We start from the raw sequence: 26341 nt of genomic DNA on the forward strand, positions 1-26341 counted from the left end.
GACGACGTTGAGCGTGGCCAGGTTCTGGTCAAGCCAGGTTCGGTCAAGCCGCACACCAAGTTCACCGCAGAAGTCTACGTTCTGTCGAAAGAAGAAGGCGGTCGTCACACTCCGTTCTTCAAAGGCTACCGTCCTCAGTTCTACTTCCGTACCACTGACGTGACCGGTAACTGCGAACTGCCGGAAGGCGTTGAAATGGTAATGCCAGGTGACAACATTCAGATGACTGTTACCCTGATCAAGACCATCGCAATGGAAGACGGTCTGCGCTTCGCTATCCGTGAAGGCGGTCGTACCGTCGGCGCCGGCGTCGTAGCCAAAATCATCGAGTAATCACTCGACCGATTGAAAAAGGCCCCCGCTCAGCGGGGGCTTTTTTTATTGGGTTGACACTAATTGGGGGCGTCTATAGAATCACGCCTCCTTTTAGCGGGCGTAGTGCGCCCGTTGGGAACAGCCTGGAGTCTGAAATCCAATGCAAAATCAGCAAATCCGTATCAGGTTGAAGGCTTTCGACCATCGCCTGATCGACCAATCCACCCAGGAAATCGTGGAAACCGCGAAACGTACTGGTGCACAAGTGCGTGGTCCAATTCCACTGCCTACCCGCAAAGAGCGTTTCACCGTTCTGGTCTCCCCGCACGTCAACAAAGACGCGCGTGATCAGTACGAGATTCGCACTCATAAGCGTGTTCTGGACATCGTCCAGCCAACGGATAAAACCGTTGATGCGCTGATGAAGCTTGATCTGGCGGCAGGTGTGGAAGTACAGATCAGCCTCGGCTAAGACTTCGGTCTGGTCGTGTAACGCTCTGAAATGGGCGGCCATAGCGGGTGAAAGCCCCGTACACTCATGAGGTTTACAACATGACTATTGGTGTAATCGGTCGCAAGTGCGGTATGACCCGCATTTTCACCGAAGAAGGTGTCTCCATTCCGGTCACGGTCATTGAGATCGAGCCGAATCGCGTCACCCAGTTCAAAACTGAAGAAACCGATGGCTACCGTGCAGTGCAAGTCACTGTCGGCGAGCGTCGTGCTTCGCGTGTGACTGCCGCTCAGGCAGGCCACTTCGCCAAGGCCAACGTTGCCGCTGGTCGCGGTGTTTGGGAGTTCCGTCTTGAAGAAGGCGATTTCCAGGCTGGCGATCTGATCAAAGCTGAACTCTTCACTGCAGGCCAGCTGGTAGACGTTACTGGTCAGTCCAAAGGTAAAGGCTTCGCCGGTACCATCAAGCGCTGGAACTTCCGTGGCCAGGACAACACCCACGGTAACTCCGTGTCGCACCGTGTCCCAGGTTCCATCGGCCAGTGCCAGACTCCTGGTCGTGTGTTCAAGGGCAAGAAGATGTCCGGTCACATGGGCGCCGAGCGCGTGACTGTTCAGTCCCTGGAAGTTGTTCGCGTAGACGCTGAGCGCAACCTGCTGCTGGTCAAGGGTGCCGTTCCAGGCGCTACTGGCGGCGACGTGGTTGTACGTCCAGCTGTCAAGGCTCGCGGTTAAGGGGAAACTGACATGCAACTTAATGTAAATGACGCTCAGGCGATCGAAGTTTCCGAACTGACTTTCGGTGGCGAATTCAACGAGACGCTGGTACACCAAGCAGTCGTGGCCTACATGGCCGGCGGCCGTCAGGGCACGAAGCAGCAAAAGACCCGTTCCGACGTGGCTGGTGGCGGTAAGCGCCCATGGCGTCAGAAGGGTACTGGCCGTGCTCGTGCTGGTACCACTCGTGGTCCGATCTGGCGTGGCGGTGGTGTAACCTTCGCAGCTCGCCCTCAAGATCACTCGCAGAAGCTCAACAAGAAGATGTACCGCGCAGCTCTGCGCTCCATCCTCGCTGAGCTGGTGCGTAGCGACCGTCTGGTCGTGGTTCAGGACTTCGCTGTTGAAGCGCCGAAAACCAAAGATCTGCTGAACAAGCTGAACGGCATGGGTCTGAGCGATGTGTTGATCGTTTCCGACGCTGTTGATCAGAACCTGTACCTGGCTGCTCGTAACCTGCCGCACGTCGACGTTCGTGACGTACAAGGTTCCGACCCGGTCAGTCTGATCGCATACGAGAAAGTGTTGATCACTGTCTCGGCCGTGAAGAAATTCGAGGAGCTGCTGGGATGAACCAGGAACGCGTATTCAAAGTCCTCCTTGGCCCGCACGTTTCCGAGAAGGCTACCGTTCTGGCTGAGAAAAAAGGCCAGTTCGTATTCAAGGTTGCTACTGACGCAACCAAGCTGGAAATCAAGAAAGCTGTCGAAGGCCTGTTCAACGTAAAAGTTGAAAACGTGTCGACCGTTAACGTTCTGGGTAAAACCAAGCGTACCGCACGTGGTCTGGGCAAGCGTAATGACTGGAAGAAGGCGATCGTCTCCCTTCAGCCAGGCCAAGATCTCGATTTCAGCAGCAGTGCTGAGTAAGGAAGGGGTGCATCATGGCAATCGTTAAATGCAAACCGACTTCCCCTGGCCGCCGTTTCGTGGTCAAGGTGGTCAACAAGGAGCTGCATAAAGGCGCTCCTCACGCACCGCTGCTCGAGAAAAAATCGAAGTCTGGTGGTCGTAACAACAATGGCCGCATCACTACGCGTCATGTAGGTGGTGGTCATAAGCAGCATTACCGTCTGGTCGACTTCCGTCGCAACGACAAAGATGGCATCCCAGCCACTGTCGAGCGTATCGAATACGATCCAAACCGTACTGCTCACATCGCCCTGCTGTGCTACGCAGACGGTGAGCGTCGCTACATTATCGCCCCTAAAGGCGTGAGCGCTGGCGACCAGCTGATCGCAGGTGCCCTGGCCCCAATCAAGGCCGGTAACTCCCTGCAGCTGCGCAACATTCCAGTAGGTAGCACCATTCACGGCATCGAACTGAAGCCGGGTAAAGGTGCACAGATCGCTCGTTCCGCTGGTGCTTCGGCTCAGCTGATCGCTCGCGAAGGTGTCTACGTGACCCTGCGTCTGCGCTCTGGTGAAATGCGTAAAGTCCTGGCTGAGTGCCGTGCGACCCTGGGTGAAGTCTCGAACTCCGAGCACAGCCTGCGTTCGCTGGGTAAAGCTGGTGCCAAACGCTGGCGCGGCGTTCGCCCAACCGTTCGTGGTGTTGCCATGAACCCGGTTGACCACCCGCATGGTGGTGGTGAAGGTCGTACCTCCGGTGGTCGTCATCCGGTATCGCCATGGGGCTTCCCAACCAAGGGTGCTAAAACCCGTGGTAATAAGCGTACCGACAACATGATCGTCCGTCGTCGCAAGTAACTAGAGGGATACGACAGTGCCACGTTCTCTGAAAAAAGGTCCTTTTATCGATCTTCACCTCTTGAAGAAGGTCGAAGTGGCGGTGGAGAAGAACGATCGCAAACCAGTTAAAACCTGGTCGCGTCGCTCGATGATCCTGCCACAAATGGTCGGTCTGACCATCGCGGTTCACAACGGTCGCCAGCATGTCCCAGTTCTCGTGAACGAAGACATGGTCGGCCACAAACTGGGCGAGTTCGCCGGTACCCGCACCTATCGCGGGCACGTGGCTGACAAGAAAGCCAAGCGTTAAGGGGTAAGGAAATGGAAGTAGCCGCTAAGTTGTCGGGCGCTCGAATCTCCGCCCAGAAAGCCCGCTTGGTCGCCGACCAGATCCGCGGGAAGAAGGTGGGCGAAGCGCTCAACCTGTTGGCCTTCAGCAGCAAAAAAGCCGCTGAAATCATGAAGAAAGTCCTCGAGTCGGCCGTAGCCAACGCCGAACACAACGAAGGCGCAGACGTTGATGACCTGAAGGTCTCTACCGTCTTCGTCAACGAAGGGCGTTCGCTGAAGCGCATCATGCCACGTGCCAAAGGCCGTGCTGATCGCATCGTCAAGCGGTCTTGCCATATCACTGTCAAGGTTGCGGACAAGTAACGGAGTCGATCAGATGGGTCAGAAAGTACATCCCACTGGCATTCGCCTGGGAATCGTCAAGGAGCACACCTCCGTCTGGTACGCAGACGGTGCTACTTACGCAGATTACCTGTTGAAGGATCTGAAAACGCGTGAGTACCTCCAAGACAAACTAAAAAGCGCGTCCGTAAGCCGTATCGATATTCATCGTCCGGCTCAAACTGCACGCATCACCATCCACACCGCTCGTCCAGGTATCGTTATCGGGAAGAAAGGTGAGGATGTCGAGAAGCTGCGCCAGGACCTGACCAAGCAGATGGGTGTGCCTGTGCACATCAACATCGAAGAGATCCGCAAGCCGGAACTCGACGCTATGCTGGTTGCGCAAAGCGTAGCTCAGCAGCTGGAACGCCGCGTTATGTTCCGTCGCGCCATGAAGCGCGCCGTACAGAACGCCATGCGTATTGGTGCCAAGGGCATCAAGATCCAGGTGAGCGGTCGTCTCGGCGGCGCTGAGATTGCTCGTACCGAGTGGTATCGCGAAGGTCGTGTGCCTCTGCACACCCTGCGTGCCGATATCGACTACAACACCTACGAAGCTCACACCACTTACGGTGTGATCGGTGTGAAGGTTTGGATTTTCAAAGGCGAAGTTATTGGTGGTCGCCAAGAAGAACTGAAACCACAAGCACCAGCGCCTCGTAAAAAAGCTGCTAAGTAAGGGGTACGCCAAATGTTGCAACCTAAGCGTACAAAATTCCGCAAGCAGATGACTGGCCACAACCGTGGTCTGGCACTGCGCGGTAGCAAAGTCAGCTTCGGCGAGTTCGCCCTGAAAGCTGTTGCTCGCGGTCGCCTCACCGCTCGCCAGATCGAGTCCGCACGTCGTGCGCTGACCCGTCACGTAAAACGTGGCGGCAAGATCTGGATCCGTGTATTCCCGGACAAGCCGATCTCCAAGAAACCTCTCGAGGTTCGTATGGGTAAAGGTAAGGGTTCCGTTGAGTACTGGGTTGCCCAGATCCAGCCAGGCAAAGTCCTGTACGAGATCGAGGGTGTTTCTGAAGAGCTGGCGCGCGAAGCTTTCGCTCTGGCCGCTGCGAAGCTGCCTCTCGCCACCTCCTTTGTTAAGCGGACGGTGATGTGATGAAAGCGAATGAACTTCGTGAAAAATCCGCACAGCAACTGAACGAGCAACTGCTCGGCTTGCTGCGCGACCAGTTCAATCTGCGTATGCAGAAAGCAACTGGCCAGTTGGGGCAGTCGCACCTGCTCTCGCAAGTCAAGCGTGACATCGCTCGCGTGAAGACTGTGCTCAACCAGCAGGCAGGTAAGTGATCATGGCTGAAGCTGAAAAAACCGTCCGTACGCTGACTGGCCGTGTCGTCAGCGACAAAATGGACAAGACCATCACCGTTCTGATCGAGCGTCGCGTAAAGCACCCGATCTACGGTAAATACGTTAAGCGTTCGACTAAGCTGCACGCGCACGACGAAACCAATCAGTGCAAGATCGGCGACAAGGTTTCCATTACCGAAACCCGTCCGCTGGCCAAGACCAAGTCCTGGGCACTGGTTGAAGTCCTCGAACGCGCTGTTGAAGTCTAAGGGCTAGGGGTCGGAGAAATTTTATGATTCAGACTCAATCCATGCTCGATGTGGCCGATAACAGCGGCGCTCGTCGCGTCATGTGCATCAAGGTGCTCGGCGGTTCTCACCGCCGCTACGCCGGCATCGGTGACATCATCAAAGTTACCGTCAAGGAAGCGATTCCACGCGGTAAGGTCAAAAAAGGCCAAGTGATGACTGCTGTTGTCGTGCGCACCCGTCACGGTGTTCGTCGCGCTGACGGTTCCATCATTCGTTTCGACGGCAACGCTGCTGTTCTGCTGAACAACAAGCAAGAGCCGATCGGCACTCGCATCTTCGGGCCAGTGACCCGTGAACTTCGTACTGAGAAGTTCATGAAGATCGTCTCGCTCGCCCCTGAAGTGCTGTAAGGAGATCCGACATGCAAAAGATTCGTCGTGACGACGAGATCATCGTGATCGCCGGCAAAGACAAAGGTAAGCGCGGTAAGGTGCTGAAGGTTCTCGCTGACGACCGTCTGGTCATCGGTGGTGTGAACCTGGTCAAGCGTCATACCAAGCCTAACCCGATGGCGGGCGTTCAGGGCGGTATCGTCGAAAAAGAAGCGCCTCTGCACGCTTCCAACGTTGCCATCTTCAACGGTGAAACCAACAAGGCTGACCGCGTTGGTTTCAAAGTAGAAGACGGTAAGAAAATTCGTGTCTTCAAGTCGACCCAAAAAGCGGTTGATGCTTGAACACTGCTAGGTAGAAGACCATGGCACGACTGAAAGAGATTTACCGGAACGAGATCGCTCCTAAGCTTAAGGATGAACTTAAGCTGTCGAACGTGATGGAAGTTCCGCGCGTTACCAAAATCACCCTGAACATGGGTCTGGGCGAAGCGATCGGCGACAAGAAAGTCATCGAGCACGCTGTTGCCGACCTGGAAAAGATCACCGGTCAAAAGCCGGTCGTGACTTTCGCTCGCAAATCCATCGCTGGCTTCAAAGTCCGTGAAGGCTGGCCGATCGGCGTCAAGGTGACCCTGCGTAGCGACAAGATGTACGAATTCCTGGACCGCCTGCTGGCGATCTCCCTGCCTCGGGTTCGCGACTTCCGCGGCCTGAATGCCAAGTCCTTCGACGGTCGTGGCAACTACAGCATGGGCGTGAAAGAGCAGATCATCTTCCCGGAAATCGACTACGACAAGATCGATGCTCTGCGCGGTTTGGACATTACCCTGACCACCACTGCTCGTTCGGACGACGAAGGCCGCGCTCTGCTGCGTGCTTTCAAGTTCCCGTTCCGCAACTGATTGGAGTAGGAAAATGGCCAAGAAGAGCATGAAAAACCGTGAGCTGAAGCGTCAGCAAACGGTAGCTAAGTACGCTAAAAAGCGCGCTGAGCTGAAAGCGACCATCGTCAATCTGAACGCCTCTCCTGAAGAGCGTTTCGCTGCCGTTGTCGCTCTGCAGAAGCAGCCGCGCGATGCTAGCGCTGCTCGCCTGCGCAACCGTTGCCGCCTGACCGGTCGTCCTCACGGTGTATACCGTAAGTTCGGCCTGGGCCGTAACATGCTGCGCCAAGCGGCAATGCGTGGCGACGTACCAGGTCTGGTCAAGGCCTCCTGGTAATCGCTGCAGGTTGAGTCATCGGCGTAGGCGGTTAATCTTCCGACCGCCGGTGACTCTTCCCTCGAACAAGCCCCTACATGGGGCTTGTTTCGTTTCTGGCTTGTGTCTAGAATGACCGGCTCACCTGAGCCTGGGCTTCGTGCTCTGCCTGTTTAGGTGGTTGTGATAGCCGCAAGGCTAATAATTCTTGTATCAGGAGCATCTAGCCCATGAGTATGCAGGACCCGTTAGCGGACATGCTAACTCGCATCCGTAATGCCCAGATGGCTGAAAAGTCCGTCGTAAGCATGCCTTCCTCCACCCTGAAGGTCGCGGTTGCCAAAGTTCTGAAAGATGAAGGTTACATCGCTGGTTACCAGGTAACTGGTGAGGCCAAGCCTTCCCTGTCGATCGAACTGAAGTACTTCGAAGGCCGTCCGGTCATCGAGGAACTGAAGCGCTCCAGCCGTCCAGGCCTGCGCCAGTACAAGTCCGTCACAGATCTGCCGAAAGTACGTGGCGGCCTGGGCGTGTCTATCGTCTCCACCAACAAAGGTGTGATGACTGACCGCGCTGCGCGCGCTGCCGGTGTCGGCGGCGAAGTTCTGTGCACAGTGTTCTAAGGGGAGATAGGCATGTCTCGCGTCGCTAAGAACCCCGTTAAGCTGCCAGCAGGCGTCGAAGTAAAATTCGCCGGCCAGCAGCTTTCGGTGAAGGGTGCCAAGGGCACTCTCGAACTGAACGTTCACTCGTCTGTTGAAGTTACCGAAGAGTCCGGCGAACTGCGCTTCGTCGCTCGCAACGGTGATCAGCAAGCTCGCGCCATGGCCGGTACTACCCGCGCTCTGGTGAACAACATGGTCCAAGGCGTAAGCCAAGGCTTCGAGCGCAAGCTCCAGCTGGTCGGTGTTGGTTACAAGGCACAGGCAAAAGGCACCGTCCTGAACCTGGCTCTGGGCTTCTCGCATCCAGTGGACTACGAACTGCCAGCCGGTATCACCGCAGAAACCCCAAGCCAGACCGACATCCTGATCAAGGGTATCGATAAGCAGCTGGTGGGTCAGGTGGCCGCTGAAATCCGCGATTTCCGTCCGCCAGAGCCTTACAAAGGCAAAGGTGTGCGTTACGCGGACGAAGTAGTCCGTCGTAAAGAAGCCAAGAAGAAGTAGGGCCTAGCAAATGACCGACAAAAAAGTTACTCGACTGCGTCGCGCTCGCAAAGCACGTCTCAAGATGCACGAACTCGAAGTCGTGCGCCTGTGCGTGTTCCGCTCCTCGCAGCACATCTACGCCCAGGTCATTTCGGCCGACGGCAGCAAGGTTCTGGCAAGCGCCTCGACCTTGGACAAAGACCTGCGTGATGGCGCCACTGGCAACATCGACGCGGCCACTAAGGTTGGCAAGCTGGTAGCTGAGCGCGCGAAAGCCGCCGGTGTATCTCAAGTTGCCTTTGACCGTTCCGGCTTCAAGTACCATGGCCGCGTCAAAGCGCTGGCTGATGCTGCTCGTGAAGGCGGGCTGGAGTTCTAAGTTATGGCAAATAACGATCAAAAGCGCGACGAAGGCTACATCGAGAAGCTGGTTCAAGTTAACCGCGTTGCCAAAACCGTAAAAGGCGGCCGTATCTTCACCTTCACCGCGCTGACCGTGGTGGGTGATGGCAAGGGTCGTGTTGGCTTTGGCCGTGGCAAGTCGCGCGAAGTACCTGCCGCGATTCAGAAAGCCATGGAAGCTGCTCGCCGCAACATGATTCAGGTTGACCTGAAGGGCACCACCCTGCAGTACGCCACCAAGGCTGCCCACGGCGCCTCGAAGGTTTACATGCAGCCTGCCTCGGAAGGTACCGGTATCATCGCCGGTGGCGCAATGCGTGCTGTCCTGGAAGTTGCTGGCGTTCAGAACGTTCTGGCCAAGTGCTACGGTTCGACCAACCCAGTGAACGTGGTTTACGCCACCTTCAAGGGTCTGAAAGCCATGCAATCTCCTGAATCCATTGCTGCCAAGCGCGGCAAGAGCGTCGAGGAGATCTTCTGATCATGGCAACCGTTAAAGTAACGCTGATCAAGAGCACCGCCGGCCGTCTGCCTAACCACATTCTGTGCGTTAAAGGCCTGGGTCTGCGTCGCATCGGTCACACTGTAGAAGTCCAGGATACTCCCGAGAACCGCGGGATGATCAACAAGGCTTACTACATGCTGAAGGTCGAGGGTTAATCGATGAAACTCAATGATCTGAGTCCAGCGCCGGGTTCCCGTCGCGAGAAGCATCGTCCGGGCCGTGGTATCGGTAGCGGTTTGGGTAAGACTGGTGGCCGCGGTCACAAAGGTCAGACCTCCCGTTCCGGTGGCACCATCGCTCCGGGCTTCGAAGGCGGTCAACAGCCGCTGCACCGTCGTCTGCCGAAGTTCGGCTTCGTTTCCCTGAAAGCCATGGACCGCGCAGAAGTGCGTCTGTCCGAGTTGGCCAAAGTGGACGGCGACGTGATCTCCGTGCAATCCCTGAAGGATGCCAACGTGATCGGCCAGAACGTACAGCGTGTGAAAATCATGCTGTCTGGCGAAGTCACTCGCGCAGTCACCATCAAGGGTATCGCAGCCACCAAGGGTGCGCGTGCGGCTATCGAAGCAGCTGGCGGCAAGTTCGAGGAATAAATGGCTAAGCAAGGTGCTCTCTCTTCGCTCGGTAAGGGCGGGATGTCGGAACTCTGGGCTCGTCTGCGCTTTCTGTTCATGGCGATCATCGTCTATCGGATAGGTGCACATATCCCGGTTCCCGGCATCAATCCGGACCGTCTGGCGGATCTGTTTCGGCAGAATGAGGGGACCATTCTTAGCTTGTTCAACATGTTTTCCGGTGGCGCGCTCGAGCGCATGAGCATCTTTGCATTGGGGATCATGCCGTACATTTCGGCATCGATCATCATGCAGCTGATGACTGCGGTCAGCCCGCAACTGGAGCAGTTGAAGAAGGAAGGTGAAGCTGGCCGTCGCAAGATCAGCCAGTACACCCGCTACGGCACCGTTATCCTGGCGCTGGTTCAAGCCATTGGCATGTCCATTGGCCTGGCCAACCAGGGCGTGGCGTTTTCTGTAGGCCTCGGCTTCCATGTCGTTGCCGTCTCCACTTTCGTGGCAGGCGCGATGTTCATGATGTGGCTGGGTGAGCAGATCACCGAGCGCGGTGTGGGCAACGGTATCTCGATGTTGATCTTCGCAGGTATCGTTGCCGGTCTTCCGAGAGCAATCGGGCAGTCTTTCGAGTCTGCGCGTACGGGTGATATCAACATTTTCGCCCTGGTCGCTATCGGTTTGCTTGCAGTAGCGATCATCGGTTTTGTGGTGTTTATTGAACGTGGTCAGCGGCGTATCGCCGTTCATTACGCCAAGCGTCAGCAGGGCCGCAAGGTCTTCGCTGCGCAAACCAGCCACTTGCCGCTGAAGGTGAACATGGCAGGGGTAATCCCGGCCATTTTCGCGAGCAGCATCTTGCTGTTCCCGGCTTCGCTGGGTGCCTGGTTCGGTCAGTCCGAAGGTATGGGCTGGCTGCAGGACATCTCGCAGTCGATCGCTCCTGGTCAGCCGTTGAACATTCTGCTGTTTAGTGCAGGGATCATTTTCTTCTGCTTCTTCTACACAGCGTTGATGTTCAATCCGAAAGACGTAGCGGAAAACCTGAAGAAGTCCGGTGCCTTTATTCCGGGTATCCGTCCTGGTGAGCAGTCGGCGCGCTACATTGATGGCGTCCTGACTCGTCTGACCATGTTCGGTGCTCTTTACATGATGGCCGTCTGCCTTCTGCCCCAGTTCCTGGTGGTGGCAGCAAATGTGCCGTTCTACCTTGGCGGGACCTCGTTGCTGATTGTGGTAGTGGTTGTGATGGACTTCATGTCCCAAGTACAATCGCACCTCGTTTCGCACCAGTACGAATCCCTGATGAAGAAAGCCAACCTGAAAGGCTACGGTGGCAGCGGTTTGCTGCGCTGATACGCCCCTAAGGTTCGAGGAGTCGGTAATGAAAGTTCGTGCATCGGTGAAAAAGCTGTGCCGCAACTGCAAGATCATCCGTCGCGAAGGCGTCGTACGAGTGATCTGCAGCGCGGAACCGCGTCACAAACAGCGCCAAGGCTGAGTGTGATTCGCGCTTCAAACCCAGCAGCTAGTGTGCTGCTGGGTTGATTATTTGTTTCTACAGCGATATTATCTCGCGCCCTATTTCTTGGCTTCCGGGGCGTAGGTAGCTGTCAATTGGAGTCCCACTGAATGGCCCGTATTGCAGGCGTCAACATTCCAGATAACAAGCATACTGTTATCTCGCTGACCTACATCTATGGTGTCGGTCGCACTACTGCACAGAAAATCTGTGTGGATGCTGGTGTAAATCCAGCCGCTAAGATCAAGGATCTGAGCGACGAGCAAATCGAAACCCTGCGTGGCGAAGTCGCGAAGTTCACCACTGAAGGTGACCTGCGCCGTGACGTAAACATGAAGATCAAGCGCTTGATGGACCTGGGTTGCTACCGCGGCCTGCGTCATCGTAAAGGTCTGCCGGTTCGCGGTCAGCGCACCAAGACCAACGCACGCACCCGTAAGGGCCCGCGTAAGCCGATCCGCAAGTAATCGCCCAGGAATATAGACATGGCAAAACCTGCTGCTCGTCCTCGTAAAAAAGTCAAAAAGACAGTGGTTGATGGCATCGCCCACATCCACGCTTCTTTTAACAACACCATCGTGACCATCACCGACCGTCAGGGCAATGCTTTGTCCTGGGCGACCTCCGGTGGTTCGGGTTTCCGTGGTTCGCGCAAATCCACCCCGTTCGCAGCTCAGATCGCTGCTGAGCGTGCTGGTCAAGCTGCGCTGGAATATGGTCTGAAGAACCTCGACGTAAACGTCAAGGGTCCAGGTCCAGGTCGTGAGTCCGCCGTTCGTGCATTGAACAGCTGCGGCTACAAGATCGCCAGCATCACCGACGTGACGCCAATCCCGCATAACGGGTGCCGTCCGCCGAAGAAGCGTCGCGTGTAATCAGGAGACAGATAAATGGCACGTTACATTGGTCCAAAATGCAAACTGTCTCGTCGTGAAGGCACCGATCTGTTCCTGAAGAGCGGCGTTCGCGCTCTGGAATCGAAGTGCAACATCGAAGCAGCCCCAGGTATCCACGGCCAGCGCCGTGGCCGTCAGTCCGACTACGGTACCCAGCTGCGCGAGAAACAAAAAGTCCGTCGTATCTACGGTGTTCTGGAGCGTCAGTTCCGCGGTTACTACCAAGCTGCTGCCTCGAAAAAAGGCGCAACCGGTGAAAACCTGCTTCAACTGCTCGAGTGCCGTCTGGATAACGTCGTTTACCGTATGGGCTTCGGCTCGACTCGTTCCGAGTCCCGTCAGCTGGTTTCGCACAAAGCGATCAGCGTCAACGGTAAGACTGTAAACATTCCATCCTACCAAGTTCGTCCGGGTGACGTGGTCGCGGTTCGTGAGAAGTCGCTGAACCAGCTGCGCATTGTTCAAGCCCTTGAACTGTGTGCCCAGCGTGGCCGCGTTGAGTGGGTTGATGTGGATGCTGCCAAAAAGTCGGGCGTTTTCAAGAACGTTCCTGCTCGCAGCGACCTGTCTGCCGACATCAACGAAAACCTGATTGTCGAGCTCTACTCCAAGTAAGGGCTAGAAAATAGGTGCATCCATGCAGATTTCGGTAAATGAGTTCCTGACTCCCCGCCACATTGATGTGCAGGTAGTCAGTCCGACCCGCGCCAAGATCACGCTCGAGCCTCTCGAGCGTGGCTTCGGCCATACCCTGGGCAACGCGCTGCGCCGCATCCTGTTGTCCTCCATGCCTGGCTGTGCAGTAGTCGAGGCCGAGATCGATGGCGTACTCCACGAGTACTCCGCGATCGAAGGTGTACAGGAAGATGTCATTGAAATCCTGTTGAACCTGAAAGGCCTGGCTATCAAACTGCATGGTCGTGACGAAGTTACGCTGACCTTGTCGAAAAAGGGTTCGGGGGTGGTTACCGCTGCCGATATTCAGCTGGATCACGATGTCGAGATCGTCAACCCCGATCACGTAATCGCGAACCTGGCGTCGAATGGCGCCCTGAACATGAAGCTCACTGTAGCTCGTGGTCGCGGTTACGAGCCGGCCGACTCCCGTCAGACCGACGAAGACGAAAGCCGTAGCATTGGCCGTCTGCAGTTGGACGCTTCGTTCAGCCCTGTGCGTCGTATCGCCTATGTGGTCGAAAACGCACGTGTTGAACAGCGTACCAACTTGGACAAGCTGGTCATTGATCTGGAAACCAACGGCACCCTGGATCCTGAAGAGGCTATCCGCCGCGCCGCGACCATCCTGCAACAGCAGCTGGCCGCGTTCGTCGACCTCAAAGGTGACAGTGAGCCTGTCGTAGTCGAGCAGGAAGACGAGATCGATCCGATCCTGCTACGTCCGGTTGACGACCTGGAACTGACTGTACGTTCGGCCAACTGCCTGAAGGCGGAGAACATCTACTACATCGGCGACCTGATTCAGCGTACCGAAGTGGAGCTGTTGAAGACTCCTAACCTCGGCAAGAAGTCCCTGACTGAAATCAAGGACGTCCTGGCCTCTCGTGGTCTGTCTCTCGGCATGCGCCTCGACAACTGGCCGCCTGCAAGTCTTAAGAAAGACGACAAGGCGACCGCCTGATCGTCGTAATCACCGAACGTAGTGTTTGGTAAGGAATGAATCATGCGTCATCGTAAAAGTGGACGTCACCTGAGCCGTACCAGCTCTCACCGCAAGGCTATGTTCCAGAACATGGCAGTGTCGTTGATCGAGCACGAGCTGATCAAAACCACCCTGCCGAAAGCCAAGGAACTGCGTCGCGTTGCCGAGCCGCTGATCACCCTGGCCAAGGAAGACAGCGTTGCCAACCGTCGTCTGGCCTTCGACCGTACCCGTTCGAAGTCCGCTGTTGGTAAACTGTTCAACGATCTGGGCAAGCGCTACGCCACCCGTCAGGGCGGCTACCTGCGCATCCTGAAGTGCGGTTTCCGCGCTGGCGACAATGCGCCAATGGCGTACGTCGAGCTGGTTGATCGTCCAGTCGGTGGTGCTGTAGAAGCTGCCGAGTAAGACGTTTTGTCTGCTACAAAGAACCGGGCCTAGTGCCCGGTTTTTTGTGTTTCAGGCCATTAAAAATCTCTATTACAGTCAGTGATTCAATGAATTTGTCGTTGATTGCGATCCTGCTGATAATTCTCCCAAGCCGACATACAGGCATTTGAGACTGATCGAGGAAAGCTCATGAGCAAAAAGCTTACTACCGCCAGCGGTGCCCCTGTTGCGGATAACCAGAATTCCCGTACCGCAGGCCCACGCGGCCCCCTGCTGCTCGACGACTTCCACCTGATCGAGAAGCTCGCGCATTTCAACCGCGAAAATATCCCCGAACGACGTGTGCATGCCAAAGGCTCTGGTGCCTACGGCACGTTCACGGTGACGCGCGACATCACCCACCTCACCCGTGCGAAATTGTTCGACCAGGTGGGCAAGCAGACCGAAACGTTTCTGCGATTTTCCACTGTAGGTGGGGAGCGCGGCTCGGCCGATACAGAGCGTGACCCACGAGGTTTTGCGGTCAAGTTCTATACCGAAGAAGGCAACTGGGACATCGTCGGCAACAACACACCGGTGTTCTTCATCCGTGATCCACTGAAGTTTCCAGACTTCATTCACACGCAAAAACGCCACCCTCAGACCAACCTGAAGAGTGCCCAAATGATGTGGGACTTCTGGTCTCATTCGCCGGAAGCGCTGCACCAGGTCACGATCTTGTTTTCGGACCGCGGCATTCCTGACGGCTATCGGCATATGCACGGCTTCGGTAGCCACACCTACAGCTTGATCAGCGCCGACGGTCAGCGTACATGGGTCAAATGGCACTTCAAGACTCAGCAGGGCATCAAGAATCTGGCGCCCGCTGAAGCTGCGCGTTTGGCCGGTACCGATCCGGACTACGCCCAGCGCGACCTGTACGAGGCAATCGAGCGTGGCGACCACCCACGCTGGACTGTATGCATCCAGGTCATGAGTGAAGCTGAGGCTGCGAACCGCCCCGAGAATCCGTTCGATGTGACCAAGACCTGGTCGCAGAAAGATTATCCGCTGATTGAAGTAGGCGTACTGGAGCTCAACCGCAACCCGCTGAACTACTTCGCTGAAGTTGAGCAGGCTGCCTTCGGGCCAAGCAATATGGTCCCTGGAGTGGGGCTGTCACCTGATCGCATGCTGCAAGGCCGGGTATTTGCTTATGCCGATGCCCACCGCTATCGGGTAGGCACCAACCATCAGCAATTGCCGGTGAACGCGCCCCGCTGTGCGGTCAATAGCTACCAGCGTGATGGTTCGATGGCGATGGGTGCCTACGGAGGGGCACCCAATTATGAGCCCAACAGCTACGCCGATGCTCCCAAGCAATCGCCGCGTCATGCAGAGCCCGGGCTTGCGCTTAGCGGTTTGGCCGATCGGTATGATCATCGCGAGGACACTGATTACTTCAGCCACGCGGGCGCCCTGTTCCGGTTGATGAGCCAGGCGCAGCAGGAGCTGCTGGTCAGCAACATCGCCGGGGCAATGGCCGGCGTGACCGACGATGTGATCCAGCGTCAATTGCAGTACTTCTTCAAAGCCGATCCCGCTTACGGGGCAGGTGTCGCTAGGGCGCTTGGAATCAATATCGCCTAAGTCGAAGTGATAAGAATAACCGCCCTCATTTGGGCGGTTTTTCAATGAATATCACTACCGTTTGCCCGATTTTTTGCATCGAGTCGCGCGTTTTTCAGTGACCAGGCGCACAACGTGGTTCACACTATGCGGCATACACGCTTCCATATGGAGAACCCCGGCGATGCAAGGCCACCCAGACGTCATCAATTACCTCGTCATGCTGTTGAAGGGCGAACTGGCCGCACGTGACCAGTACTTCATTCACTCGCGCATGTACGAAGACTGGGGCCTTACCAAGCTCTACGAGCGCATCAACCATGAGATGGAGGAAGAGGCTCAGCATGCTGACGCCTTGATGCGCCGCATTCTCATGCTCGAGGGCACCCCAGACATGCGGGCCGATGACCTCGAAGTCGGCACCACCGTGCCTGAAATGATCGAAGCTGATTTAAAGCTGGAATACAAAGTGCGAGCGGCGCTTTGCAAGGGGATCGAATTGTGCGAACTGCACAAGGATTATGTGAGCCGTGACATTCTGCGCGCGCAACTGGCCGATACCGAAGAGGATCACACCTATTGGCTTGAGAAGCAGCAAGGCTTGATCAAGGCGATCGGTCTGCAGAATTATCTGCAATCACAAATGTAATGCCTTGATTGCTGTGTGCTTGAGTCGTGTGTCGGCCCTAGCACAAGGGCTACAAGCCGATGAAAAAGGGGCGCCGAGGCGCCCCTTCGCGTTCATCACGCCCGGTCTCGCTCCAACAGAGGCTTGAGGTAATGCCCGGTGTAGGATTGTTTCATCTTGCTCAGTTCCTCGGGCGTGCCACACGCGATGATCTGCCCACCCTTTGAACCGCCTTCCGGTCCAAGGTCCACCAGCCAATCGGCAGTCTTGATAACGTCCAAGTTGTGCTCGATGACCACCACGGTGTTGCCGTGGTCACGAAGCCGGTGCAAAACGTCCAGCAGCTGCTGGATATCGGCGAAGTGCAGGCCCGTAGTAGGCTCGTCCAGGATATACAAGGTCTTCCCAGTATCGCGCTTGGACAGCTCGCGTGACAGCTTCACACGCTGTGCTTCGCCCCCAGACAGCGTGGTCGCCGATTGACCGAGCTTGATGTAGGAAAGGCCCACGTCCATCAGGGTCTGGAGCTTGCGTGCCAAGGCAGGCACCGCATCGAAGAACTCACGCGCATCCTCGATGGTCATTTCCAGCACCTCGTGAATGTTCTTGCCCTTGTACTTGATCTCCAGGGTTTCGCGGTTGTAGCGCTTGCTCTTGCACACATCGCACGGCACGTAGATGTCCGGGAGGAAATGCATTTCCACCTTGATCAGGCCGTCGCCCTGGCACGCCTCGCAACGTCCGCCTTTCACGTTGAACGAGAACCGGCCCGGGCCATACCCGCGTGAACGAGATTCAGGCACCCCGGAGAACAGCTCGCGGATCGGCGTGAAGATCCCGGTGTAGGTGGCGGGGTTGGAGCGGGGAGTGCGGCCAATGGGGCTCTGGTCGATATCCACCACCTTGTCCAGGTGCTGCAACCCATCCATGCTGGCATGCGGCGCCGCTTCCAGGCTGCTTGCGCCATTCAGGGCCGTGGCCGCAAGGGGGAACAGGGTGTTGTTGATGAGCGTGGACTTGCCGGAGCCTGAGACGCCGGTCACGCAGGTTAGCAACCCGATGGGGATCTCTAGGTCAACGTTCTGCAGGTTGTTGCCGCGTGCGCCCTTAAGCTTGAGCTGCAGCTTCTTGTCGCGCGGGGTGCGCTTGGCAGGGACCACGATCTTTCTACGGCCGGACAGGTACTGGCCGGTTACCGAGTCCGGGTGGTCCATGACTTCCTGAGGCGTGCCCTCAGCGACGATCTTGCCACCATGCACGCCAGCCCCTGGCCCAATGTCCACGACGTAGTCCGCCAGGCGGATTGCGTCCTCGTCATGCTCGACGACGATGACCGTATTGCCCAGATCGCGAAGGTGATTGAGGGTGGCAAGCAGACGATCGTTGTCGCGCTGATGAAGGCCGATGGACGGCTCGTCCAAGATGTACATCACCCCCACCAGACCCGCGCCGATCTGGCTGGCGAGGCGAATCCGCTGGGCTTCACCACCGGACAGGGTTTCTGCGCTGCGGTCCAGCGTGAGGTAATCCAGGCCCACGTTCACCAGGAACTGCAGCCGCTCGCAGATCTCCTTGAGAATCTTGGCCGCGATCTCGCCTCGGCGACCGGACAATGTAAGCGCGCTGAAGTAGCCACTGGCGTCACCAATTGGCATGTTGGCGACTGCCGGAAGCGTCTTCTCGCCAACCCACACGTGACGCGCCTCGCGCCGCAGCCGCGTGCCGCGGCAGTCCGGGCACGGTTGGGTGCCTAGGTACTTGGCCAGTTCCTCGCGTACGGTATTGGACTCGGTTTCGCGATAGCGACGTTCCAGGTTGGGGATGATCCCTTCGAACGGGTGCGAGCGCTTGACGATGTCACCCCGGTCGTTCAGGTACTTGAAATCCACGCTGTGCTTGCCGCTGCCTTGCAGGATCACCTTCTGATGCTCCGGCGCGAGCTCGCCGAATGCTTCGTCCAGGCTGAAGCCGTAATGCGCAGCCAGCGACCCTAGCATCTGGAAGTAGTAGACGTTACGGCGATCCCACCCGCGAATGGCGCCTTCGGCCAGGGTGAGTTGCGCGTTGACCAGGCGTTTGGTGTCGAAATACTGCTTAACGCCCAGGCCATCACAAGTCGGGCAGGCACCGGCCGGGTTGTTGAACGAGAACAGCTTGGGTTCCAGTTCGCTGATTGCATGACCACAGATAGGGCAGGCAAAGCGGGCCGAAAAAATGGTCTCTTCGCCTTTCTCGTCGTCCATGGGCGCGATCAGCGCGATACCGTCTGCCAGCTTCAACGCGGTTTCGAACGATTCGGCCAATCGCTGCTGAAGATCAGCACGCACTTTGAAACGATCGACTACCACATCGATGCTGTGCTTTTTCTGCTTGTCCAGCTTGGGCAACTCGTCCAGTTCGTAGAGCTTGCCGTTGACGCGGGCGCGCACGAAGCCCTGGGCGCGCAGCTCGTCGAACACCGCCAGGTGCTCACCCTTGCGCTCACGGATGACCGGAGCCAGCAGCATCAACTTGCTACCTTCCGGGCGCTCCAGCACCAGGTCGACCATCTGGCTGACCGTTTGCGCCTCCAGCGGTATGTCATGGTCTGGGCAGCGGGGTGTCCCGACCCTGGCGTACAGCAGGCGCAAGTAGTCGTAGATCTCGGTGATGGTACCAACGGTGGAGCGGGGGTTGTGCGAGGTGGATTTCTGTTCGATGGAAATCGCCGGTGACAGCCCTTCGATGGTGTCGACATCAGGCTTTTCCATCATCGACAGGAACTGGCGGGCATACGCCGACAGCGATTCCACATAACGACGCTGGCCCTCGGCGTAAAGCGTATCGAAGGCCAGGGATGACTTGCCCGAGCCCGACAGGCCGGTAATGACGATGAGCTTGTCCCGGGGCAGGGTCAGGTCGATGTTCTTCAGGTTGTGGGTACGTGCCCCACGTATCAGGATCTTGTCCACTGCGGCCTCGCTCGGCGGGCATAAACGAAAAATTATACGGCGCCCTGCCAGTACGCGGCAAAGCGTCGCGTAGATGCCGTCAAGCTGTCGGACTGATAGAATCGCCGCCGGTTCACACGAGATTAATCCATGCACGACACCCACAACGAGCGCATGAGCGGCAATGAAACCCGCGCCGCCGGCGGTCTGGCTCTGGTCTTCGCTTTTCGTATGCTGGGCATGTTCATGGTCTTGCCGGTCCTGGCCACCTACGGCATGGACCTGGCCGGCGCCACGCCCGCGCTGATTGGCCTGGCCATCGGCGCCTACGGCCTCACCCAGGCCGTGTTGCAGATTCCCTTTGGGATGATTTCCGACCGCATCGGCCGCCGGCCCGTCATTTACCTGGGCTTGATCGTGTTCGCGCTGGGTAGCGTCCTGGCAGCCCAGGCCGATTCCATCTGGGGGGTTATCGCGGGGCGCATCCTGCAAGGGGCGGGCGCCATTTCGGCAGCGGTGATGGCGCTGCTTTCGGATCTGACCCGGGAACAGCACCGCACCAAGGCGATGGCCATGATCGGGATGAGCATTGGCCTTTCCTTCGCAGTGGCAATGGTCGTCGGGCCTTTGCTGACAAGTGCCTTTGGCTTGTCAGGATTGTTCCTTGCAACGGCCGGCTTGGCCTTGGTTGGCATCGCGTTGATTGCCTTCGTAGTACCTGCCACGCACAACATTTTGCAGCATCGCGAATCGGGTGTTGCCCGTCAGGCCATTGGCCCGACCCTGCGTCATCCGGACCTTCTACGGCTGGATGTGAGCATCTTCATCCTGCATGCCATTCTCATGGCCAGCTTCGTGGCGCTGCCCCTGGCCTTCGTCGAACGTGGCGGACTGCCCAAGGAACAACATTGGTGGGTCTACCTGACCGCGCTGTTCGTCTCATTTTTTGCAATGGTACCGTTCATCATCTACGGCGAAAAAAAGCGCAAGATGAAACGCGTGCTGGCCGGGGCCGTCAGCGTATTGCTGCTGGTCGAGCTATTCTTCTGGCAGTGGGCTGACGGTTTGCGCGGACTGGTGATCGGCACCGTGGTATTCTTCACCGCATTCAACCTGCTGGAGGCTTCGTTGCCTTCGCTGGTCAGCAAGGTGTCGCCAGCAGGTGGTAAGGGAACGGCGATGGGGGTGTACTCCACCAGCCAGTTTCTCGGTGCTGCGCTAGGGGGCATCCTGGGTGGCTGGCTGTTCCAGCATGGTGGGCTGAACACCGTGTTCCTTGGTTGCGCGATACTGTGCGCCATCTGGTTGGCCGTTGCCTTGAGCATGAACGAGCCACCGTATGTGACCAGCTTGCGCATGCCCTTGTCGCCGGAGGCTACCAAGGATGCTGGCCTGGCTGCACGGTTGATGGCCGTGCCCGGCGTGACCGACGCTGTTGTGGTCTCGGAAGAGTCAGCTGTCTATATCAAACTGGATACGAAAATTTTGGACCGCACGACCCTGGAGCGCCTGATCAATCCGGCCTCAGCGGCGTGCGAAGCCTAGGAGAACGTTATGGCCCGTGGGGTTAACAAAGTCATTCTGGTCGGTACTTGTGGCCAGGATCCCGAAGTCCGCTACCTGCCCAACGGTAATGCCGTGACCAACCTGAGCCTGGCAACCAGCGAGCAATGGACCGACAAACAGTCGGGCCAGAAGGTCGAGCGTACTGAATGGCACCGTGTGTCGCTGTTCGGCAAGGTTGCCGAGATTGCCGGCGAGTACCTGCGCAAAGGTTCGCAGTGCTACATCGAAGGCAAGCTGCAGACCCGTGAGTGGGAAAAAGACGGCATCAAGCGCTACACCACTGAAATCATCGTTGACATCAACGGCACCATGCAGCTGCTGGGCGGCCGTCCGCAGAACCAGCAAGGCGGCGGCGATCCGTATAACCAGGGTGGCGGTAACAACTACAACCAAGGTGGTGGTCAGCAGCAGTACAACCAGCAGCCGGCCCGTCAGCAGGCTCCGCGCCCGCAGCAGCAACAGCGCCCGGCGCCGCAGCAGCCAGCGCCACAACCGGCGGCTGACTTCGACAGCTTTGACGACGATATTCCGTTCTGATCGAACGTTAAGCGTTTCCCACCGAAACCCAGGTTTCATACCCCTGGGTTTTTTTTGGCTTGCATTTACTGATTCTACAAGTGCATCAGACCCGTCTTACAAAATTTTCAATCACACCCGATTGATCCACGTCATCGCACCTTTTCGATTCCTTGCTAGTCTTACCTGTTGGCGGTCCTCAAACCGCCGTCACCGTGACTACCAAGAGGCGCCGGCCATGTTCCGTGCGCCCAAATCTGATCAGGAGTGCACGATGGATCTCAACCGTCGGCAATTCTTCAAGGTCGCCGCCGTCGGCCTTGGAGGCTCGAGCCTTGCGGCGCTGGGCATGGCCCCTACGCCTGCGTTCGCCGAGCAAGTGCGCCACTTCAAGCTGGCGCATACCAAGGAAACCCGTAACACCTGCCCCTACTGCTCGGTCGGCTGCGGCTTGATCCTGTACAGCCAGGGCGATGCGGGCAAGAACGTCAAGCAGAACATCATCCACATCGAAGGTGACGCCGACCATCCGGTGAACCGCGGCACCCTTTGCCCCAAAGGCGCGGGTCTGCTCGACTTCATCCATAGCCCCAGCCGCCTCAAGTACCCAGAAGTACGCAAGCCGGGTAGCAACGAGTGGGTACGCGTCAGCTGGGACGAAGCGCTCGATCGCGTGGCCACCTTGATGAAGGAAGACCGCGACGCGAACTTCATTGAGAAAAACGCCCAGGGGCAGACGGTCAACCGCTGGCTCACCACCGGTTTTCTTGCCGCTTCCGCCGCCTCCAGCGAGGCCGGCTACCTGACTCACAAGGTCGTTCGCGCAACAGGCATGCTGGGGTTCGATAACCAAGCACGTGTCTGACATGGCCCGACGGTGGCAAGTCTTGCCCCGACGTACGGCCGTGGCGCCATGACCAACCACTGGTCCGATATCGCTAATGCGAATCTGGTCCTGGTGATGGGTGGCAACGCAGCAGAAGCGCACCCGTGCGGCTTCAAATGGGTGACCGAGGCCAAAGCGCACAACAAGGCGCGGCTGATCGTGGTCGACCCAAGGTTTACCCGTACCGCTTCGGTGGCCGATTACTACGCGCCTATCCGTACCGGCACCGACATCGCGTTCATGGGTGGGTTGATCAATTACCTGCTGAGCAATGACAAGATCCAGCACGAGTATGTGCGCAACTACACTGACGTATCCTTCATCGTCAAGGACACCTATGGCTTCGAGGATGGCCTGTTCAGCGGCTATGACGAGAGCAAGCGCATCTATGCCGACAAGTCTGGCTGGGGTTACGAGCTGGGCGAGGACGGTTTTGCCAAGGTAGACCCGACACTGCAGCACCCACGCTGTGTATTCCAGCTGATGAAGCAGCACTACAGCCGCTACACCCCGGAATTGGCGAGCATGACCTGTGGCATGCCGCAGGACGCCATGATGAAGGTGTGGGAAGAAATCGCGACATGCTCGGCGCCGGGCAAGACCATGACGATCCTGTATGCGCTGGGGTGGACGCAGCATTCGATCGGCGCGCAGATCATCCGTAGCGCGGCGATGGTGCAGCTGTTGCTGGGCAACGTCGGCATGCCAGGCGGGGGCGTGAATGCCTTGCGTGGTCACTCCAACATTCAGGGCTTGACTGACCTGGGGTTGCTATCCAACTCGCTGCCGGGTTACTTGACGCTTGCCGGCGACGCCGAGCAGGACTACGCCGCGTTCATCGACAAGCGTGCATCCAAGCCGCTGCGCCCGGGGCAGCTGTCCTACTGGCAGAACTACGGCAAGTTCCACGTCAGCCTCATGAAAGCCTGGTACGGCCCCAACGCCACCGCCGAGAACAACTGGGGCTACGATTGGCTGCCCAAGCTCGACGTGCCTGCCTACGACGTGCTGCGCATGTTCGAAATGATGAGCCAAGGCAAGGTCAACGGCTACATGTGCCAGGGTTTCAACCCGATTGCCGCCCTCCCTGACAAGAACCGCGTGACCGCGGCACTGGCCAAGCTCAAGTGGCTGGTGGTCATGGACCCGTTGGCCACCGAGACATCCGAGTTCTGGCGCAACGTGGGGCCGTTCAACGATGTGGACACGGCCGGTATTCAGACCGAGGTGATCCGCCTGCCCACCACCTGCTTCGCTGAAGAGGATGGCTCGCTGGTCAACAGTAGCCGCTGGCTGCAATGGCACTGGAAAGGCGCCGACGGCCCGGGTGAAACCCGCACTGACGTGCAGATCATGAGCGAGCTGTTCCTGCGCTTGCGGCAGCGGTACCAGAAGGAAGGGGGGGCCTACCCCGATCCACTGCTGAACATCCACTGGCCGTACAAGATCGCCGAAGAGCCGTCGCCTGAGGAACTGGCGAAGGAGATGAACGGCTGGGCCGTGACGGACTTCACCGACCCGACCGGTGCGACCGTCAAGTCCGGTCAGCAACTGTCGGGCTTCGGCCAGCTCAAGGACGACGGCAGCACGGCTTCTGGTTGCTGGATCTTCGCCGGCTGCTGGACCGAGCAGGGCAACCAGATGGCGCGCCGCGACAACAGCGACCCCTATGGCATGCATCAGGTGCAGAACTGGGCATGGGCGTGGCCGGCCAACCGACGCATTCTCTATAACCGTGCCTCCAGCGACCCGCAAGGCAAGCCCTGGGATCCGGAGAAGAAGCGTCTGGTCTGGTGGAACGGCAAGGCATGGGGCGGGACCGACGTGCCTGATTTCAAGGTCGATTCGCCGCCGGAAGCGGGCATGAACCCGTTCATCATGAACCCCGAGGGTGTGGCGCGTTTCTTCGCCATCGACAAGATGGCCGAAGGGCCGTTCCCCGAGCACTATGAGCCTTTCGAAACACCGATTGGCATCAACCCCCTGCACCCGAACAACAAGAAGGTGGTCAGCAACCCGGCAGGGCGCATCTTCGATTCAGTGTGGGACACCTTGGGTACACATGATGAATTCCCATACGCGGCCACCACCTACCGCCTGACCGAGCATTTCCACTTCTGGAGCAAGCATTGCCGGCTCAACGCCATTGCCCAGCCTGAGCAGTTCGTCGAGATTGGTGAAGTACTGGCCAATGAAAAAGGCATCAAGGCGGGCGATAGGGTGCGTGTGTCGAGCAAGCGCGGGCATATCGATGCCGTTGCGGTGGTGACCAAGCGGATACGTCCGCTGCAGGTCAACAACCAGACGGTGCATCAGATCGGCATCCCGCTGCACTGGGGCTTTACCGGGTCCACGCGGCACGGGTACCTGACCAACACCCTGGTACCGTTCCTGGGCGATGGCAATACCCAGACACCGGAGTCCAAGTCGTTCCTCGTCAAAGTGGAGAAACTCTGATGGCCAGCCAAGACATCATCGCCCGGTCGGCCACCACCACCGTGCCGCCTTCGGTACGCGAGCAGGAGCAGGTTGCCAAGCTGATCGACACCACCAAGTGCATCGGCTGCAAGGCCTGCCAGGTGGCGTGTTCGGAATGGAACGAGTTGCGCGACGAGGTAGGCCACAACCACGGGACCTACGACAACCCTCAGGACCTGAGCGCCGAAACCTGGACATTGATGCGCTTTACCGAGCATGAGCGCGACGACGGCAACCTGGAGTGGCTCATCCGCAAGGATGGCTGCATGCACTGCGCAGACCCCGGTTGCCTGAAGGCGTGCCCAAGCCCCGGTGCAATCATCAAGCACGCCAACGGCATCGTCGACTTCAACCAGGACCATTGCATAGGCTGCGGCTACTGCATCACCGGGTGCCCGTTCAATATCCCGCGCATTTCGCAAAAGGACCACAAGGCCTACAAGTGCACCCTGTGTTCCGACCGCGTCAGCGTAGGACTGGAGCCAGCCTGCGTGAAAACCTGCCCGACCGGCGCCATCGTCTTCGGCAGCAAGGACGAGATGAAGGTGCATGCCGATGAACGCATCGTCGACCTCAAGTCCCGAGGCTACGAGAACGCTGGGCTGTACGACCCTGATGGCGTAGGGGGGACCCATGTGATGTACGTACTGCACCATGCCGATACACCCAAGCTGTATGCCGGGCTGCCGGACCAGCCGGTGATCAGCCCGCTGGTGGGACTGTGGAAGGGCTTCACCAAGCCTCTGGCCTTGCTGGCCATGGGGGCCGCGGTGGTGGCCGGCTTCTTCCACTATGTACGGGTCGGGCCGCAGCGTGTCGAGGAGGACGAGCAACCTGCAGCGTCCGACACCAGCGTGCACCAGGTAGACCCGGCAGTGCATGTGTTCGACCCGAACAGGCCCGATGGGCAAGGGGAGCAGCGGCCATGAACGACAACAAGCCTATCCTGCGTTACAACGCCAACGAGCGCAGCAACCACTGGATAGTGGCGATCCTGTTCTTTCTGGCGGGCCTGTCGGGGCTGGCGCTGTTTCACCCCGCCTTGTTCTGGCTGAGCAATCTGTTCGGCGGCGGGCCATGGACGCGCATCCTGCACCCTTTCCTGGGTGTGGCGATGTTCGTGTTCTTCCTGGGCCTGGTGGTGCGTTTCTGGCGTGCCAACTTCATTACCGCCAACGACCGCCTGTGGTTGCGAAGAATCGATCGAGTCATGCGCAACCAGGAGGAAGGGGTGCCTGCCATCGGCAAGTACAATGCCGGGCAGAAGCTGCTGTTCTGGACGCTGCTGGTGTGCATGCTGGTCCTGATGGTCAGTGGGGTGGTGATCTGGCGCGCTTACTTCAGTCACTTCTTCGACATCGGCGCCATACGCCTGGCCACCTTGCTGCATGCCTTCGCAGCGTTCGTGCTGGTGCTCAGCATCATCGTGCACATCTATGCCGGTATCTGGATCAAGGGGTCGGTAGGCGCCATGCTGCATGGCTGGGTCAGCCGGGCTTGGGCGCGCAAGCATCATGAACTGTGGTATCGCGACGTGACCGGTGACAAAACGCCAACCGAGCACCGACGAAAAGAAGGATGAA

36 protein-coding genes and 1 pseudogene are annotated in these 26341 nt (G+C 57.9%); 36 read left to right on the plus strand and 1 reads right to left on the minus strand.

The annotated features are described in order from the left end of the window. The 31 genes and pseudogenes from FS777_RS15230 to bfr all read left to right on the plus strand — a co-directional run. Positions 1 to 333 (plus strand): annotated as a pseudogene (locus FS777_RS15230) (elongation factor Tu); the annotation flags it as partial. A gap of 142 nt (positions 334 to 475) precedes the next feature. Beyond that, a complete protein-coding gene (gene rpsJ, locus FS777_RS15235) occupies positions 476 to 787 on the plus strand; it encodes a 30S ribosomal protein S10 (protein WP_003186070.1) in 312 nt (103 codons plus the stop codon). 80 nt (positions 788 to 867) lie between these two features. Further along, entirely contained in the window at positions 868 to 1503 is a 636-nt protein-coding gene (rplC, locus tag FS777_RS15240) for a 50S ribosomal protein L3 (RefSeq protein WP_003257089.1), read from the plus strand. 12 nt (positions 1504 to 1515) lie between these two features. Continuing rightward, positions 1516 to 2118 carry a 50S ribosomal protein L4 gene (rplD, locus tag FS777_RS15245; RefSeq protein WP_003255485.1) on the plus strand — a complete coding sequence of 201 codons (603 nt, stop codon included), beginning with the start codon at positions 1516 to 1518 and terminating at the stop codon, positions 2116 to 2118. Further along, complete coding sequence (gene rplW, locus FS777_RS15250) at positions 2115 to 2414, plus strand: 50S ribosomal protein L23 (RefSeq protein ID WP_003255484.1); 300 nt, start codon at positions 2115 to 2117, stop codon at positions 2412 to 2414. Before rplD ends, rplW begins: the two co-directional genes overlap by 4 nt. A gap of 14 nt (positions 2415 to 2428) precedes the next feature. Then, on the plus strand, positions 2429 to 3253 hold the full coding sequence (gene rplB / locus FS777_RS15255) for a 50S ribosomal protein L2 (RefSeq protein WP_027915105.1): 825 nt from the start codon (positions 2429 to 2431) through the stop codon (positions 3251 to 3253). A gap of 16 nt (positions 3254 to 3269) precedes the next feature. Beyond that, positions 3270 to 3545: a 30S ribosomal protein S19 gene (gene rpsS, locus FS777_RS15260; RefSeq protein WP_003255482.1), complete on the plus strand. Its 276-nt coding sequence runs from the start codon at positions 3270 to 3272 to the stop codon at positions 3543 to 3545. An 11-nt stretch (positions 3546 to 3556) separates the two neighbouring features. Continuing rightward, on the plus strand, positions 3557 to 3889 hold the full coding sequence (gene rplV / locus FS777_RS15265; RefSeq protein WP_003103908.1) for a 50S ribosomal protein L22: 333 nt from the start codon (positions 3557 to 3559) through the stop codon (positions 3887 to 3889). Between the two features lie 13 nt (positions 3890 to 3902). Further along, entirely contained in the window at positions 3903 to 4589 is a 687-nt protein-coding gene (rpsC, locus tag FS777_RS15270) for a 30S ribosomal protein S3 (RefSeq protein WP_003255481.1), read from the plus strand. 12 nt (positions 4590 to 4601) lie between these two features. Beyond that, entirely contained in the window at positions 4602 to 5015 is a 414-nt protein-coding gene (gene rplP, locus FS777_RS15275; protein ID WP_003255479.1) for a 50S ribosomal protein L16, read from the plus strand. Continuing rightward, entirely contained in the window at positions 5015 to 5206 is a 192-nt protein-coding gene (gene rpmC / locus FS777_RS15280) for a 50S ribosomal protein L29 (RefSeq protein WP_002555481.1), read from the plus strand. Before rplP ends, rpmC begins: the two co-directional genes overlap by 1 nt. Positions 5207 to 5208: 2 nt before the next feature. Then, positions 5209 to 5475: a 30S ribosomal protein S17 gene (gene rpsQ / locus FS777_RS15285; RefSeq protein ID WP_023534981.1), complete on the plus strand. Its 267-nt coding sequence runs from the start codon at positions 5209 to 5211 to the stop codon at positions 5473 to 5475. A 23-nt stretch (positions 5476 to 5498) separates the two neighbouring features. Beyond that, the gene (gene rplN / locus FS777_RS15290) at positions 5499 to 5867 is read left to right on the plus strand and encodes a 50S ribosomal protein L14 (RefSeq protein ID WP_002555479.1); all 369 of its coding nucleotides are present in this window, start codon (positions 5499 to 5501) and stop codon (positions 5865 to 5867) included. A gap of 11 nt (positions 5868 to 5878) precedes the next feature. After that, positions 5879 to 6193, plus strand: coding sequence for a 50S ribosomal protein L24 (gene rplX, locus FS777_RS15295; RefSeq protein WP_003255476.1), 315 nt, complete (start codon positions 5879 to 5881; stop codon positions 6191 to 6193). Positions 6194 to 6213: 20 nt separating this feature from the next. Next, a complete protein-coding gene (rplE, locus tag FS777_RS15300) occupies positions 6214 to 6753 on the plus strand; it encodes a 50S ribosomal protein L5 (RefSeq protein WP_023535025.1) in 540 nt (179 codons plus the stop codon). 13 nt (positions 6754 to 6766) lie between these two features. After that, positions 6767 to 7072, plus strand: a complete 306-nt coding sequence (gene rpsN / locus FS777_RS15305) for a 30S ribosomal protein S14 (RefSeq protein WP_023534988.1) — start codon at positions 6767 to 6769, stop codon at positions 7070 to 7072. Positions 7073 to 7281: 209 nt separating this feature from the next. Continuing rightward, on the plus strand, positions 7282 to 7674 hold the full coding sequence (gene rpsH / locus FS777_RS15310; protein WP_008089805.1) for a 30S ribosomal protein S8: 393 nt from the start codon (positions 7282 to 7284) through the stop codon (positions 7672 to 7674). A 12-nt stretch (positions 7675 to 7686) separates the two neighbouring features. Then, positions 7687 to 8220, plus strand: coding sequence for a 50S ribosomal protein L6 (rplF, locus tag FS777_RS15315; protein WP_009681972.1), 534 nt, complete (start codon positions 7687 to 7689; stop codon positions 8218 to 8220). A 10-nt stretch (positions 8221 to 8230) separates the two neighbouring features. Continuing rightward, positions 8231 to 8581, plus strand: coding sequence for a 50S ribosomal protein L18 (gene rplR / locus FS777_RS15320; RefSeq protein ID WP_008089801.1), 351 nt, complete (start codon positions 8231 to 8233; stop codon positions 8579 to 8581). Positions 8582 to 8584: 3 nt separating this feature from the next. Further along, positions 8585 to 9085 (plus strand): 30S ribosomal protein S5, encoded by a 501-nt coding sequence (gene rpsE / locus FS777_RS15325; RefSeq protein ID WP_003255465.1) that lies wholly within the window; start codon positions 8585 to 8587, stop codon positions 9083 to 9085. Between the two features lie 2 nt (positions 9086 to 9087). Continuing rightward, positions 9088 to 9264, plus strand: coding sequence for a 50S ribosomal protein L30 (gene rpmD / locus FS777_RS15330; protein ID WP_023535007.1), 177 nt, complete (start codon positions 9088 to 9090; stop codon positions 9262 to 9264). Positions 9265 to 9267: 3 nt separating this feature from the next. After that, complete coding sequence (gene rplO, locus FS777_RS15335) at positions 9268 to 9702, plus strand: 50S ribosomal protein L15 (protein ID WP_023535012.1); 435 nt, start codon at positions 9268 to 9270, stop codon at positions 9700 to 9702. Next, positions 9703 to 11034, plus strand: a complete 1332-nt coding sequence (gene secY / locus FS777_RS15340) for a preprotein translocase subunit SecY (protein WP_003257108.1) — start codon at positions 9703 to 9705, stop codon at positions 11032 to 11034. It abuts the gene before it with no gap. A gap of 28 nt (positions 11035 to 11062) precedes the next feature. Next, positions 11063 to 11179 (plus strand): 50S ribosomal protein L36, encoded by a 117-nt coding sequence (gene rpmJ, locus FS777_RS15345; RefSeq protein WP_002555468.1) that lies wholly within the window; start codon positions 11063 to 11065, stop codon positions 11177 to 11179. Positions 11180 to 11310: 131 nt separating this feature from the next. Then, entirely contained in the window at positions 11311 to 11667 is a 357-nt protein-coding gene (gene rpsM, locus FS777_RS15350) for a 30S ribosomal protein S13 (protein WP_009681976.1), read from the plus strand. Between the two features lie 18 nt (positions 11668 to 11685). Next, complete coding sequence (rpsK, locus tag FS777_RS15355) at positions 11686 to 12075, plus strand: 30S ribosomal protein S11 (protein ID WP_003255454.1); 390 nt, start codon at positions 11686 to 11688, stop codon at positions 12073 to 12075. 15 nt (positions 12076 to 12090) lie between these two features. Further along, complete coding sequence (gene rpsD, locus FS777_RS15360) at positions 12091 to 12711, plus strand: 30S ribosomal protein S4 (protein ID WP_003257114.1); 621 nt, start codon at positions 12091 to 12093, stop codon at positions 12709 to 12711. 22 nt (positions 12712 to 12733) lie between these two features. Next, positions 12734 to 13735, plus strand: a complete 1002-nt coding sequence (gene rpoA / locus FS777_RS15365) for a DNA-directed RNA polymerase subunit alpha (protein WP_003255452.1) — start codon at positions 12734 to 12736, stop codon at positions 13733 to 13735. A gap of 42 nt (positions 13736 to 13777) precedes the next feature. Then, entirely contained in the window at positions 13778 to 14164 is a 387-nt protein-coding gene (gene rplQ, locus FS777_RS15370; RefSeq protein WP_003255451.1) for a 50S ribosomal protein L17, read from the plus strand. A 171-nt stretch (positions 14165 to 14335) separates the two neighbouring features. Beyond that, positions 14336 to 15775 (plus strand): catalase, encoded by a 1440-nt coding sequence (locus tag FS777_RS15375; RefSeq protein ID WP_145256250.1) that lies wholly within the window; start codon positions 14336 to 14338, stop codon positions 15773 to 15775. 163 nt (positions 15776 to 15938) lie between these two features. Next, entirely contained in the window at positions 15939 to 16403 is a 465-nt protein-coding gene (gene bfr, locus FS777_RS15380; protein WP_023534970.1) for a bacterioferritin, read from the plus strand. A gap of 95 nt (positions 16404 to 16498) precedes the next feature. Here the strand turns inward: bfr and uvrA are convergent, their stop codons facing one another. Continuing rightward, positions 16499 to 19333, minus strand: coding sequence for an excinuclease ABC subunit UvrA (uvrA, locus tag FS777_RS15385; protein WP_078479199.1), 2835 nt, complete (start codon positions 19331 to 19333; stop codon positions 16499 to 16501). A gap of 129 nt (positions 19334 to 19462) precedes the next feature. Here uvrA and FS777_RS15390 point away from each other — a divergent pair, with 129 nt between their 5' ends. From FS777_RS15390 to FS777_RS15410, 5 genes are all read left to right on the plus strand, one after another. Beyond that, positions 19463 to 20857, plus strand: a complete 1395-nt coding sequence (locus FS777_RS15390) for an MFS transporter (protein WP_058603951.1) — start codon at positions 19463 to 19465, stop codon at positions 20855 to 20857. 9 nt (positions 20858 to 20866) lie between these two features. Next, positions 20867 to 21415 (plus strand): single-stranded DNA-binding protein, encoded by a 549-nt coding sequence (locus tag FS777_RS15395; RefSeq protein WP_058638686.1) that lies wholly within the window; start codon positions 20867 to 20869, stop codon positions 21413 to 21415. A gap of 253 nt (positions 21416 to 21668) precedes the next feature. Continuing rightward, the gene (gene fdnG / locus FS777_RS15400; protein WP_144965381.1) at positions 21669 to 24737 is read left to right on the plus strand and encodes a formate dehydrogenase-N subunit alpha; all 3069 of its coding nucleotides are present in this window, start codon (positions 21669 to 21671) and stop codon (positions 24735 to 24737) included. Further along, positions 24737 to 25687 (plus strand): formate dehydrogenase subunit beta, encoded by a 951-nt coding sequence (gene fdxH, locus FS777_RS15405; RefSeq protein ID WP_145256253.1) that lies wholly within the window; start codon positions 24737 to 24739, stop codon positions 25685 to 25687. The genes fdnG and fdxH overlap by 1 nt, the downstream gene beginning before the upstream one ends. Beyond that, the gene (locus tag FS777_RS15410; protein WP_058638684.1) at positions 25684 to 26340 is read left to right on the plus strand and encodes a formate dehydrogenase subunit gamma; all 657 of its coding nucleotides are present in this window, start codon (positions 25684 to 25686) and stop codon (positions 26338 to 26340) included. Before fdxH ends, FS777_RS15410 begins: the two co-directional genes overlap by 4 nt. Position 26341: the final 1 nt, after the last annotated feature.

Source organism: Pseudomonas sp. DE0157, from assembly GCF_007678615.1.
Taxonomy (GTDB): domain Bacteria; phylum Pseudomonadota; class Gammaproteobacteria; order Pseudomonadales; family Pseudomonadaceae; genus Aquipseudomonas; species Aquipseudomonas parafulva_B.